The organism is Moorena sp. SIO3H5, assembly GCF_010692395.1.
In the GTDB taxonomy this organism is placed as follows: Bacteria; Cyanobacteriota; Cyanobacteriia; order Cyanobacteriales; family Coleofasciculaceae; genus Moorena.
The window spans coordinates 1-13882 of the sequence record NZ_JAAHHS010000200.1 but is presented as its reverse complement, the minus strand read 5'-3'; the positions used below and the strand labels follow the sequence as shown (position 1 = coordinate 13882).

Below are 13882 nucleotides of genomic sequence, written 5' to 3'. Positions count from 1 at the left end.
TTTGGGGTTGTGTGTTAGGAGGATTTGTACCAGTACCAGTATCAATACCCCCTAGTTATGACCAATCCCATAGTAGTCTGACCAAACTGCAAAATACTTGGGCTTTGTTAGGACAGCCTCTAGTACTAACAGATAGGAAATTAGCATCATCAGTAAGTGGGTGGTACCAACGTCTGAATTTAGGGAAGTTGGAGCTACAAACCATAGAGAAATTGCGTGACGCTGAAGTAGATAGGAATTGGTATAATTCTCAGCCAGAGGATGTAGCCCTGTTACTGCTAACTTCGGGCAGCACAGGGATACCGAAGGCAGTGATGCAAAGTCATAGGAGTTTATTAAGTCGTAGTGCAGCAACAGCACAGATTAACGATTTTAGTTGTGAAGAAATTTCCTTGAATTGGTTTCCTCTAGACCATGTAGGTGGAATTGTAATGTTTCACATCAGGGATGTGTATTTGGGATGTCAGCAAATTCATGTACCAACACAAGAGATATTGCAAGCACCGACGCGGTGGTTAGATTTGATGTCTCAATATCGGACAACAATTACTTGGGCACCTAACTTTGCTTACGAATTAGTAAATCAACGTTTAGAAGAATTAGACTATTCCGATAGACCAAGCACTAAGTCAATGTGGGATTTATCTTCCCTGAAATTCCTACTCAATGGAGGTGAAGCAGTTGTTGCCAAAACCGCCAGAAAGTTTGTCAAACTACTGAGTAAATGGAAATTACCAAAAACAGCCATGCACCCAGCTTGGGGGATGTCAGAAACTGCATCTGGTGTAGCCTATTCTCATAACTTTACCTTAGACTCAACAGATGATGGTCATAAATTTGTAGAAGTAGGGTCTCCCATTCCTGGATTTGCCATCAGAATAGTCGATAGTCAAAACCAGATAGTCTCAGAAGAAACAATTGGGCGGGTGCAAGTAAAAGGCGCATCAGTAACATCAGGTTACTATCAAAATCCCACGGCGAATCAAGAAGCTTTTAGATCAGATGGTTGGTTTAACACAGGAGATTTAGGCTTTCTCAAGAACGGAAGTTTAACAATTACCGGACGACAAAAAGACGTAATTATTATCAATGGTTTAAACTACTACAGCCATGAAATAGAATCAGCGGTAGAAGAATTACCAGGAATAGAAGTTTCTTACACCTGCGCTTGTGCCGTAAGAAAACCTAACAGCAATACCGATAAATTAGGGATATTTTTCAATAGTGATAAAACCGAATATCCCGAGTTATTAGCTTTATTAAAAGCGCTCAGAGAACAGGTAGTTAACCGCATGGGAATTAATCCCGATTATTTAATTCCCCTAGACAAAGACTTAATTCCCAAAACTTCCATTGGTAAGATTCAACGAACTCAGCTTAGTCAAAGATTTGCCACAGGAGAATTCCAGGAAGTCTTAAAACGGGTAGATTTAATTACCGAAAATAGCAGCCACACAATTCCTGATTGGTTTTATCAAAAAACCTGGCGGAGAAAACAAGGAAATTATCAGCTACAAAAATTAGCAAAAAATGAAGTATTTTTAGTATTTATAGATAAGTTAGGATTAGGTCAACGATTATGCCACAAATTAGACACTAATTCTCAGCCTTATGTGCAGATAGAATTAGGACAAACTTTCACCAAAGTCAATGACAATCACTATATAATTGCTCCAGATGTTAAAGACGACTATCAACAACTGTACCAATGTCTAGGAGGAGACAATATCCAAATCGGAGCAATTATTCACCTATGGCATTATGATAAATATACTGGTACTGGAGAAAATCCTGACACAGAAACTCTAGAAACAGCACAAAAAACCGGTATTTATAGCATTTTATTTATCCTACAAACCTTTGGTAATCATCAGGAAAATTATCCAGTACGACTACTGTATGTCGCAAGTCTAAGTCAGTCTCTGAATCCCAAAGAAGCAATTGCCTATGAAAAAGCCACAGTACCAGGTTTGTTGAAAACTATCCCGATGGAAATCCCTCACTGGCATTGTCGGCATCTAGACTTACCACAAGACTCATTAAAAGTCAATAGCGAGCGCATCCTTGAGGAATTAACTATTGATGCCAAAGATTCAGAAGTGGCTTATCGAGATGGAGAGCGTTGGGTATCAGGTCTGGAGAAAGTTGACCTACCTTCCTTACCATTACAACCATTACCATTCAAAGCAGGAGGCACTTACCTTATTAGTGGTGGTTTAGGAGGAATTGGTGTTGAAATTGCTAAGTATCTCCTGGAACATTATCAGGCTAAACTATTGCTTTTAGGTCGTACACCTCTACCAGATAGCAACAGTTGGGAAACCTATTTACAGCAAGGGGGTAAGCTAGCAGAGAAAATCAAAGCTTACCAACAATTACAACAAATAGGTGGTGAGGTGATTTACCAAGGGGTAGATATTGGCCATGAAAAAGCAGTGCAGGAGGTAGTACAGCAAACCTTGTCTGGATGGAACACTCAACAACTGGATGGGGTGATTCATTTGGCCGGAAGTTACCATGAAAGTTTACTGAAAGAGGAAACAAAGCAGAGTTTGGCAACTTTGCTTCATCCTAAAGTTCAGGGTGCTTGGGTATTACATCAACTGGTACAAAAACAACCATCAACCCTGTTTATAAACTTTTCTTCTGCCGCTGGTGTCTTTGGTGGTGCGACAGTCGGTGCTTACGCAAGTTCTAACAGTTTCCTGGAGAATTTGACTCATTATCAGCGCTATCAACGTGGGTTAAATAGTTATTGTTTTGCTTGGACAACATGGTCAGAAACTGGTATGAGTAAGGGATACCAAATGAAATATCTCACTCGGTCTCAAGGTTATTCTGATCTGAGTGTTTCACAAGGTATGTCTTCAATGTTAGCAGGGTTATGTCGTAACCAAGCCTACTTAATGGTGGGTTTGGATGGTAGTAATCTTAATATCAGAAGGTTGACTTCTACTTCGGATAGTCTGCAAGAATTAACAGCTTACTTTACTACTAACGGTAAAGGTAAACCCAATGTGAGTTTTCTGGAGTTAATGGTACAGGATGCAGTGGGTAAACCAAGTAGTTGTGCTGTGGTGGAGTTGCCTGAAATGCCTTTGACTGAGACTGGGGAAATTGACATAGGTTTACTTCGAGAGAGTAATTTGGGTGGTTCAACTCAAGAAAGGGTAAAGCCCAGGAATGAGACGGAGCGTAAAATTGCTCAAATTTGGCAGGAACTGCTTGGGGTATCCCAGGTGGGTATCTATGATAATTTCTTTGAGTTGGGGGGCAATTCACTTTTGGCAGTTCGCTTGATGAAATATATTGAAAATGAGTTGGGGAAATCTCTAGCCCTGTCAACCCTCTTCCAATCTCCTACTGTTGAGGAACTAGCTGCTGTTCTTGGTCAAGAGAGTATTTCCTCCTTTTCCCCTCTATTTCCTATTAACCCAAATGGCTCCAAAGTGCCAATATTTTGCATACACCCTGTTGGTGGAACTGCTTTCTGCTACTTTGAGTTAGCTAAACTATTGGGAACGGAGCAACCCTTCTATGGTCTACAAGCATTAGGTATAGAAAAAGGGCAAGAAGCACTGACACGGTTAGAAGATATGGCTAGTCTTTACCTTTCTGCTATTCGTGAGGTGCAGCCAAATGGTCCGTATACTCTACTTGGTTGGTCATTTGGTGGAGCAGTAGCATTACAGATGGCTTACGAATTAACGATTCAAGGTGAACAAGTAGCTTTTCTAGGATTACTTGATACCTGCGCCCCATCGAAGTTGCCTGATGAGCAAAACTTAGTAGAAGTAGAAGGGGAAGAAGTTGTCTTTCAATTGTTGGGGGGAACTGTTTCTATACCTACCGAAGAATTCCAGAAACTTGCTCCAGAGGAAAGAACAATCTTGATTTTTAATAAAGCTCAACAAGCTAATGTAGTTCCTCCTGATTTTCAGGTTGCTGATATTGAACGTCTCCTGAAAGTTTTGGATTTAAATTACAATGCAATGCGTAGCTACTCACCACCTAACTATTCAGGTTCTATGACTTTATTCAAACCTGAAAAAGGTTCATTGGGATTATCCCAGGAAGTCATTGCTGCTATGGGACCAACTCTAGGTTGGGCAGACGAGTCCATTGGCGAAGTTAAGGTAGAAACTGTTCCTGGTTATCACGAGTATATGGTTTATCCACCAGGCGTAACCACCTTGGCTAAGAAGTTACGAGCTTGTATAGAGAAAGCTTTGAGTCAGGCCAGTTATAGTCAAGAATTCAATCAACTCTAATCAAAATTTTCAATAAATTAGGTTATTAACATCATATGTCTCAAATTGTTACTGAATTAACAGGTGTACCTCGCACCCTACTTTTACCACTCAGGGGACGAGCTGATGAACAATCAAATCCTCATCCACTGTTTCAAGATCCACTAGCTGTTGAGTGGTTAAAACTCGCGGGTTGGGATCAAGAGCTAGAGAAATTTTATTCTAAAAGTGCTAAATCTGGTAGTATTTTAGCTGCTATCCGAACTTACCAGCATGATCAAATAACATCTGTTCATATTGCCAACCATTCCCATCCAGTTGTAGTGGAATTGGGAGCTGGATTATCTAGTCGTTTTCACCGTATTGGACAGAATGTTTATCGTTGGTTTGAACTAGATTTGCCCATGGTAACTGAATTGCGCTCTAAGTTAGATACACAGACAGAACAGCATCAGTTTATTAGTGCTTCAGTTATGGATTTTGACTGGATGAATAATTTGCCCAACGTAGAACCAGAAAACATTTTATTTATTGCAGAAGGCTTACTACCCTACTTTGAGGTAAATGAAGTCCAGCAACTCATATCTACGATGCGCTCTCGTTTTCCAGGGGCTACCTTAGATGTGGAAGTTATAGGAAATTCTGCCAAGATGTTTAGTAAAAGGTTCTCTCAAATTGGAGCTCCCCTAAAGTGGTTTTTGAAAAACGAACAAGACTTAAGCGCTATGGGATTGCAAGTAGTTAATACTTGGTGTCTCTATCAGCTATATCCAGAACGTTGGCCTTGGCAATGGCAACTACTTTTGAAATTACTTACCCAATTCCCCTACTTTCGTAATACTTATCTAATTGTGGAAACTAAGTTATAGCAATCAGGAATGAGATGTGATAAACTAATAGAATAGTTAGTGGACAAAAACCTGAAATAATTAGATACCTTTATGGAACCTATTCCACTAATAAAATGGATGAATCCAGAATAAGATATGTATAGTGGCGATCGCGTAGCGTAGCCCTTCGGGCTACGCTACGCGATCGCTAATCTTGAAGGCATCAAGGTAAAATAGATCAGGACTTACGCAAGGGAACTATATAGCAATTCTCATAGTAATGAGGTACAGTAACAGCAGTGAGTAAACCAATTATGAATATCTTCCTTGTCTTGATGAGTCTCCAACACCGTCTGGTAGAATTGTTCGCGTAGCGTGGCCTAAAGGCCAAAAGGCCAGCAAACATATTTGCTTTGGGGAGGCTACAGAGACCTCCCGTTTTTTTTGGCAAAAGGTTAGCTTAAACCATTATTATCTCTAGTTTACAGCTCTCTTGTCACCCCTTGAGTTAATCGACATACTCTTCGATAAACTTCCTAAGTTTCTTCACCTTAAACTCCTTAGCCAATCTATAAATAACCTTAGCAAAAGGAACAAACTTAGCATCTAACTTTTCCAGCTTTTCGGCTTCTTGTATGATGTCAAACACACTACCTCTCTTAGCAAAGTCATAAAGTAGGAGCAGAATATCAGATGGGGGAGGCACAATCGCATCTAGCTGGATGTCTTCAGCTCCAGCATCTGTTATAGTTTCTGGTTTTGGCATGAAGTCTTCATACACCCATTCCAGTTGCAAATGCTGTTTTAATTTTTCCAGTAATTCTGCTATGTCCACTGGTTTGGGAATAAAATCATCGCAGCCTGCCTTAGAACTCTGTTGCTTGTCTAACTCATAAACACTGGCAGATGAAGCAATAATCAACAGATCTTTAAAGTTATCTGATGAGCGCAGACGTCGCATCATTTCCAAGCCATCCATCACCGGCATCACCAAGTCAGTAATAATTAGGTCAGGGTTAAATTCTGTGGATTTTTCCAAACCCTCAACCCCATTACTTGCTTCCAATAGTTCAAATCCCAGAGGTTTTAACACATTCACAATTAAAGAGCGATTCTCCCATTTGTCATCTACTACTAAGATTTTCCGTGCTTTCCCCTGACAACCTATAATAGTTTTGGTGGAAGCTTGTTTACTCTGACTCACAGCTGTGGTAATGGGTAACTCTAAATCTATCGAAAAAATGCTACCTTGGCCATAAGTACTCTCAACATTGATAGCACTTCCCATCAAATTGATAATTGTTTGGCTAATCGCTAATCCAAGTCCAGTGCCTTGTTCACGATGCTCAACATCCCCCACCTGTTCAAAGGGCAAAAAGATTTTTTCCAGTTGTTCTGGGGTCATCCCAATGCCAGTATCTTTAATGATAAATCGAAGTCTGACTAGGGGGGATGGGCGAGTAGTAATTGCTTGGTGGTTACTGATAACGTCTACCTTAAAGGTGACTCCGCCATGGTCAGTAAACTTAATGGAATTTCCCAAAAGATTAATCAGAACTTGTCGCAATCGTTTGGGATCAGCCAGGATACCCTCTGGCAGATGGGATGAGGGTTTATAACTAAAAGCAATCTGCTTTTGCTGGGCTTTGACCAGGCAAATTTCTACAACTTCCATCAGAAAGGAAGGCAAATGAATTTCTGTCGGAAACAGTTCCATTTTCCGAGCTTCGATTTTGGATAAGTCTAAAATGTCATTAATCAGATGGAGTAGATAGTTGCCACACTTATAAATAAGGTTGATCTGGTCTTTTTGTTTAGGAGTTATCTGTGGATCCCGTTGTAGAATTTGGGCGTAACCCAAAACGCCATTGAGGGGAGTACGCAATTCATGACTCATATTAGCCAGGAATTGAGTTTTGGCGTGATTAGCCTGATCAGCCGCTTCTTTAGCTGCTTTGAACTCAACTGTACGTTCGGAGACCCGGATTTCCAGTAAACCATTGGCTTTTCGCAGTTCTGCTTCGATTCGCCTACGGCCAGCCAGATAAACTAGACCATAGCTAAATCCAAAGCAGGAAACACCAGCAAATAACAGCCAATAGCGGTAGTGATGGATAACTTGACCCAGAGTCACGTTTCCCCAATCTTCGTAGGGACGAACCCGCAGATTCCGTAAGGTTTCGTGACAAGGTTGGTAGTTGGCCGGGATCGTCCAGCCCTGATAACGACCAGCTTTGGCGGCTGGGTGCTCAGAAGGCATGGTAATTAATGCGATCGCAACCTCTTCCGCTAACTCCATTGGGGTATGGGGTAGTGTAGAAAAGGGCCATTCTGGATAAAGTTTAGTACTCACAGCAAAAGGGAAAGTGTCCTGATATTGAGTTTGCTGATTGAGGATCACAAAGTCATCACGATTAATTTTACCCTCCTGTGCCATACGTTCGAGGGTATCAGTGCGGACAGTGCCAGCATCGACAATACCATCACGAACAGCGTAGACCACTGCGTCATGGCTACCACCAAAGTGGAGGCCTCGAAAGTCACGGTAGGGGTTAACTCCAGCTTCTAACAGAATTTCCCATGCCATTTGCCAGCCCCCAAAGGCATTTTCACTAACGGCCATAAAGGTTTTGCCCCGTAAATCCTTTAAATCCTCGAGATCATTGCGGTCAGCATGACGCAGGATAACCGCTCCAAATTGGGTGTAAGGCTTGCCTAGGCGTAGATTTTTTAGGGTGGCAATTGGTATTGCCCCATAAATCGATTCCAACCGTACATACATGCCAGGGTTGGACAACACAAAGTCCACCTCCTGGTTAGCTACTATTTCTTCGAGGGTGTCAAACCCTAGTGGTACAAGTTGGAAAACATAGCCGGAAATGGTTTCACTGAGATAGTCTAGAGTCGGTTGCCATTTTGTTTTAGTATGCTCAACACCCCGAATTGTCAGCACTCCCACCTTAACAATCTTTACCTCTGAATTCATTATTTGTCCTGTTCTATCTACAGGTTCCTGAGCAGAAGTAATCCCTGGGGCAGGCGATGCTATTAGTGATAATCCCATGCCTAGAATCAGGCTGGATTTAATTAAGAAGTAAAGACGACTCATAGTTAGTAATTTTAATTATATGAGATACAAAATTTTGGGTTTTAGGGAGTACTTTTAAGAAAAATTAATATACCTCAGAACTATGAAAAAACTATACATTTTTTACGTTTAATAAAATATTTTTTTATTCATTAAACAATTTATTGATTGATAAATAATTAACATATTGAATATAGCATTTCCTAGTAAACGTCAGGTAAATATAAATTTTTTTCCTTGTCTTGATGCAGTCGCTAATGGGCACAGGCTGCATCCCGATTCCCGATTCCCGATTCCCGATTCCCGATTCCCGATTCCCGATTCCCGATTCCCAGATCTGCTGTTACCTGCGCTATACTAATTCTTTTCAAGATACTTTTCTATCAATAATCTAATTTTTTTTAATTGGAATTCATTAGCATAATTGGATATAGTCTGAGCAAAGGGAATAAACTTATCATCTAATTCTTTCAGATTTTCTGCCGTTTTAGTGATAGCGAACATATTCCCTTTCTTGGCCAAGTCATAAAGTTCAGCTAATACATCGTCTGGAGGAGGCAAAGTGGCGTCTGGCATAACTTTTTGAGCGGATTCAATTTTGATTTTTGATAATTCTGGATGATACTGTTCATATACCCATTCCAGTTGCAGATGCTGCTTTAATTTATCGAGTAATTCTTCAACGTTAACAGGCTTACAAAGAATATCAGTCCAGCCTATATCCTGACTCTGTTGCTGTTCTAATTCATAAACACTGGCAGATGTCGCGATTACCAGGATATGTTTCAATTGCTCTGATGAGCGGATACGTCGCATCATTTCAAAGCCATCCATCACTGGCATCACTAAGTCAGTAATAATTAAGTCAGGGTTAAATTCTGTGGCTTTTTGCAAACCCTCAACCCCATTACTCGCTTCCAAAAATTCAAATCCCAGAGGTTGTAAAAAATTAACAATAACAGAGCGATTCTCCGGTTTGTCATCTACCACTACTATTTTCCGCACCTTTCCCCGGAAACCAACGATAGTATTGGTATAAATTTTAGCTTTGTAATCCATTACTGTGGTAGTAGGTAAATCCAAATCCACAGAAAAAACGCTACCGTTGCCACAAGTACTTTCAACCTGGATAAAACTTCCCATGAGATTAACAATTTTCTGGCTAATAGCTAATCCTAGACCAGTGCCTTGATCTCGAATAGCACTATCCCCACATTGCTCAAAGGGTAAAAATATTTTTTCTAATTCTTCTGCTTTTATTCCGATGCCAGTATCTTCGATTTTAAATCGAATTCTAACCATGGGTGATTGGGAGACTTTGCCCATTAGTGGCATGATTTTGTCTGTGATAACTTTTCCCTCTTCCCCCTCTTCTCCCTCTTGCTGATCTCTATAAATCCTAGGGAGTGGGGGTTGTAGAGCTTTATCCTTACTGATCACCTCTACCTTGAAGGTTACTCCGCCATGGTCAGTAAACTTAATAGCATTGCTCAGGAGGTTAATCAGAACTTGTCGCAGTCGTTTTTCATCAGCCACAATACCTGCTGGTAGATAGGATGAGGGTTGATAAATAAAAGAGATACCCTTTTGCTGAGCTTTGATAAGGCAGATTTCTACAACCGAGATCAAAAAAGTAGGAAAATGAATCTCTTTCGGCAACAGTTCCATTTTCCTGGCTTCGATTTTCGAAAGCTCTAAGATGTCATTGATCAAGTTGAGCAAGTGAGTGCCACATTGGTAAACGAGATCGATACTATGCTTTTGTTTAGGGCTAGCGGTTTTATCGCGTTGGAGGATTTGGGCATAACCTAAAATGCCATTTAGAGGAGTACGAAGTTCATGAGTCATATTGGAGAGGAATTCACTTTTGGCTTGGCTAGCTAATTCAGCAGCTTCTTTAGCTTTTGCAAGTTCAATGGCTTGTTGTTTTAATTCCTGATTTTGAAGTTGTAGCTTTTCAGTTAACTCCTGAATCCGTAAATGGTTGATTATCCGAGTTAAGAGTTGCTCATGTTGGAGTGGCTTAGTGACATAATCGACTCCCCCAACTTCAAATCCTTTTACCTGATCCTCGGTACTGGATAACGCCGTCATAAAAATTACAGGAATATCTTTGGTAGCCGGATCCGCCTTCAAGCGACAGCAGGTTTCAAAGCCATCTATACCTGGCATCAAAACATCCAGTAAAATAATTTTAGGATGGGCATACTTAGCGCGTTTTAAACCACTTTCACCATCTTGGGATACTAAAATGGTGAAGCCACAATCTTCCAAATAATCAAAAGCAACCCTCAAATTAGTAGGATTATCGTCAATGATCAATATGGTATAATTTTTTAAGTTAAACTCATTCGTTTTAGCAGTTACACTCATGGAGTTTATTCTAGATGCAGATAGTCTTTAAGCAAGGTTAAAATTGCTTTTTATTGAAACCCTTCGGCTAAGTTTTTGAGTTTGGTGGGCTTTGGGAATGTATGTTTTCATCAAGTTCTTCCAGCCATAGCAATTCTAATTTGTCGTACTGCCCAGCATCGCCAATTCATAGAGCACTTCCATTTCCTGAGGGGGGGGTACGACAAACCGTTGATCACAACTGGGTTTTGACCCCTGTGATCAAGCTAGAGGCTGTTGAGATATTGGCTGATATACCCACTCTAACTGCAAATATTGCCCTAAGAAAACCAGTTACTGTTCCGGAAGAGGGGGAACAGACCGTCAGTGGGGCAACAGAGGGAGTATTGACTAATACTTATCATCACTTCCAATCAGCAAAAATTTGCTTGATTTGTGCGATCGCTTGATTAGTGGCTTGCGCCACAGACAAACCATCTACAACTATGCTTCTAATCGCTTTACCCCAAACATTCTGGGATTGTACTTCAGAGTAAATCGGGGTAAACACTTGATAGGGTAGACGGGTGGTTTGTTGTAACTGCTTTAGAGCCACTGAAATATGGGGATCGGTTCCATCATTCGAGAATCGGTCTGCTAAAGATTTAGGCAAAACAGGAACAAATCGCCCTTGAGAACCTTGGATGTATGTTTTCAGATTTTGTGGTTGTACCAAATAGGACAAGAAATCCTTAGCAACCTGCTTTTTATCCGATCTTTCCAACAGAATGACCTGCCCAATGGAAGCGATGGGTTTCATGGGCTCGACCTTTGGCTTGTTCGGCCATGGAATAGTAGCAAGTTGCTTGGTGTAAATTGCCTGATCTTGCCGTTGGGAACCAGGAATCGATAGGGATGGGTTAGCTGTCATTAAAGTAGTGCGGCTAAGAAAGGCAATATTATTATCAGTGTTTCCCCAATCCACTGCTTCTGGTGGTACGGTACCATTCTTATAGAAATTGGTATATTTCCCTAAGGCAGCGATAATCCCCTGACGCACTTGGGGATTATCTAAGCGTAACCGACCATTGGGGTTGATCAGTTTGACATTGTAAGCTTCTAGGAAGTTTTCAAAAATGTCGAAGGTATCAGAAGCCTGGGACATGGGTAAACCAATACCATAAATACTCTGTTGACCCTGGCGACGTAGTTGCTGTTGAGCGAAGTGCCAAAACTGCCAAAACCCTTGCCAATCCTTAGGAATCGCGTCTGGTGTCTTACCAATAGCTGCCAATAAGTCTTGCCAACAGTGAATGTATACTGAATACTGCATGATCGGCACAGCATAGTAGCTGCGCTTCTTCGCTACATTGTTCAGATAACTAACATTCTGTAGAACACTGCCAGTGTATAGCTTTTCGATCGGTTCTACTACCTCAGAAACATCTGCCAATTGGTTGTTCCATGCTAGACGGGGGATGATCTGGGTATCCGCTTCAATACTATAGAAGATATCCGGAGGGTTGCCTGCTGCGATCGCATTATTGAGTTCCTTTAACGTATCTTTTTCAGATAAAAGGCTAAGCTCAACCTTAATTCCACTCTTTTGTTTCCACCTGGCTATGATTTCTTTGAGTGCATCAGTTTCCTCTGGATAATAACCCTGACTCCACCAGATGCGCAGCGAATTAGTCCGGTTTATCGTAAATTCTTTAGTAGACTCGACTTGATTCTTACTGCAGTCAGCTAACCCCAGACCAAATAAGAACAAGGATAGTCGAGTGAATTGACGTCGCTGCATGATTCTTGAACCTCGAAACCGTTGTGCAGACGTCACAACTCTACTCCTTGCGATGAACCAATCGTGGTCATTTTGCCAAAGATCATATGCCCCTAAGAGCACTATCCTTAAAGTGGACAGAAGTCGTTTTTTTCACGGACATATGACCTATGGTGGACTATTTGATCCAAGCTACAGAACGCCCTTGGATGAGCATTTATTTAAGAATCCTCGCTTTTGTCTTTGCCTATGGTGCGATTGTCCACTTTAGTAATATAGCAGGTTTTGGGGAAATGCCGTGGTTAGAAACACCCTTAACCTGGAGAATTGGCGATGTTTTCTATGGCATTCTCGATGCAGCAGCCGTGATTGGACTTTGGCAACGACAAGTGTGGGGCATTGGATTGTGTTTAGTGGGAATTCTCTCTCAGTTTATTATTTACACAGTTTTTATCGATTATTTTGCCGCCACCCCTGACCAAAGACAAACCATCTACGGTCTTTTGGTAACTGAAGCAATTTTACTGATTATCTTTACTACATTATTACTGTTAAAAAAATAATTTTATTGATAACTAAACAGTGTCAGCTATCAGCTATCAGCGAACAGCGATTAGCGCTACGCGCACGCGTGCGCGTTCAGCTATCAGCGAACAGCGATTAGCGCACGCGTGCGCGTTCAGCTTTGATGGGCAAATCCCCAGACTTTCAATTCTCATTCATCTCTCAATCTTAAATTCTCCCGTTCCCGTAACCTGGCTATAGGCCTGTATAGGTTTATTTTAAGCTGACTGCTGACTGCTGACTGCTGACTGCTTACGACAGCTCTTGATCAATCCACTCTAATTGTAAATACTTCTCCAATAATGCCAATAATTTATGCTCGTCAACTGGTTTTGGCAGAAAAGCATCACAGCCAAGTCTCTGAGTTTCCTTCTGCACAACATCCCAGTTGTTAGCAGAGAAAGCAATAATTGGTACATCCTTCATTTCCGGTATCTGTTGTAATTCCGGAATCATCGTGAAACCAGTTTTAACAGGCATAAATAAATCCGTTAAAATCAGATCCGGTCTAATTGCCCTGGCGAGGTCTAATGCTTGCTGAGCATTCTGGGCTAATACCACTTCAAAACCCAAAGGTTTCAGCATATTGAGCAATAGCAATCGATTTTCTGTTATGTCATCCACCACTAACAGTTTACGTCGTTTTCCTTTATAAATCAACCCTTTAACAGCAAGATCTGGTTCAGCTTCGGCAACAATATCCATCACAGGTAAGGTAACATCAAACCAAAATGTTGAACCTTGATATAATTGACTTTTAACCTTTAGTTTACTTCCCATCAATTTAACGATTTGCTGACTGATAGCTAAACCTAAACCCGCTCCAGCTATCCGACGCTCGGTATCCCCTACTTGTTCAAAGGGTTGGAAGATTTTATCTAAGTGTTGAGGACTGATTCCTATGCCAGTATCGATCACTTCAAAGCGGATATTCCGAGAATCGAGGTTATAATCTCCCCCTTGAATCCTGGTGTTGGAAGACTTCGAGATTCCTAAAATAGAGTTTTGTTTCTCAATGACTCCAACATTAAATGTGACA

At 41.1% G+C, this 13882-nt stretch carries 9 protein-coding genes; 5 read left to right on the top strand and 4 right to left on the bottom strand.

What is annotated here, in order from left to right; translation table 11 throughout:
- A partial coding sequence (locus F6K52_RS20595; RefSeq protein ID WP_293081806.1) for an SDR family NAD(P)-dependent oxidoreductase occupies positions 1-4271 on the top strand: 4271 nt, incomplete at its 5' end.
- A 35-nt stretch (positions 4272-4306) separates the two neighbouring features.
- Entirely contained in the window at positions 4307-5119 is an 813-nt protein-coding gene (locus tag F6K52_RS20590; protein ID WP_293081803.1) for a class I SAM-dependent methyltransferase, read from the top strand.
- 469 nt (positions 5120-5588) lie between these two features.
- Here the strand turns inward: F6K52_RS20590 and F6K52_RS20585 are convergent, their stop codons facing one another.
- On the bottom strand, positions 5589-8189 hold the full coding sequence (locus tag F6K52_RS20585) for a PhnD/SsuA/transferrin family substrate-binding protein (RefSeq protein WP_293081801.1): 2601 nt from the start codon (positions 8187-8189) through the stop codon (positions 5589-5591).
- 166 nt (positions 8190-8355) lie between these two features.
- Between F6K52_RS20585 and F6K52_RS20580 the strand changes: the two genes are divergently transcribed.
- Complete coding sequence (locus F6K52_RS20580; RefSeq protein ID WP_293081799.1) at positions 8356-8529, top strand: hypothetical protein; 174 nt, start codon at positions 8356-8358, stop codon at positions 8527-8529.
- On the opposite strand, the gene F6K52_RS20575 is transcribed toward F6K52_RS20580, so the two are convergent.
- Positions 8526-10541, bottom strand: a complete 2016-nt coding sequence (locus tag F6K52_RS20575; protein WP_293081796.1) for a response regulator — start codon at positions 10539-10541, stop codon at positions 8526-8528. The genes F6K52_RS20580 and F6K52_RS20575 overlap by 4 nt on opposite strands.
- A gap of 140 nt (positions 10542-10681) precedes the next feature.
- Between F6K52_RS20575 and F6K52_RS20570 the strand changes: the two genes are divergently transcribed.
- The gene (locus F6K52_RS20570) at positions 10682-10969 is read left to right on the top strand and encodes a hypothetical protein (RefSeq protein WP_158069379.1); all 288 of its coding nucleotides are present in this window, start codon (positions 10682-10684) and stop codon (positions 10967-10969) included.
- Here F6K52_RS20570 and F6K52_RS20565 read toward each other — a convergent pair.
- Positions 10924-12300 carry an ABC transporter substrate-binding protein gene (locus F6K52_RS20565; protein WP_293081792.1) on the bottom strand — a complete coding sequence of 459 codons (1377 nt, stop codon included), beginning with the start codon at positions 12298-12300 and terminating at the stop codon, positions 10924-10926. The genes F6K52_RS20570 and F6K52_RS20565 overlap by 46 nt on opposite strands.
- Before the next feature lie 149 nt (positions 12301-12449).
- On the opposite strand from F6K52_RS20565, the gene F6K52_RS20560 reads away from it, so the two are divergent.
- The gene (locus F6K52_RS20560) at positions 12450-12842 is read left to right on the top strand and encodes a hypothetical protein (RefSeq protein WP_293081789.1); all 393 of its coding nucleotides are present in this window, start codon (positions 12450-12452) and stop codon (positions 12840-12842) included.
- 253 nt (positions 12843-13095) lie between these two features.
- On the opposite strand, the gene F6K52_RS20555 is transcribed toward F6K52_RS20560, so the two are convergent.
- On the bottom strand, positions 13096-13882 hold a 787-nt coding region (locus tag F6K52_RS20555), incomplete at its 5' end, for a response regulator (RefSeq protein WP_293081786.1).

Coding starts and splice junctions, on each gene's coding strand:
- F6K52_RS20590 (WP_293081803.1), top strand. CDS start 4,307: ATGTCTCAAATTGTTACTGAATTAACAGGTGTACCTCGCACCCTACTT.
- F6K52_RS20585 (WP_293081801.1), bottom strand. CDS start 8,189: ATGAGTCGTCTTTACTTCTTAATTAAATCCAGCCTGATTCTAGGCATG.
- F6K52_RS20575 (WP_293081796.1), bottom strand. CDS start 10,541: ATGAGTGTAACTGCTAAAACGAATGAGTTTAACTTAAAAAATTATACC.
- F6K52_RS20565 (WP_293081792.1), bottom strand. CDS start 12,300: ATGCAGCGACGTCAATTCACTCGACTATCCTTGTTCTTATTTGGTCTG.
- F6K52_RS20560 (WP_293081789.1), top strand. CDS start 12,450: ATGGTGGACTATTTGATCCAAGCTACAGAACGCCCTTGGATGAGCATT.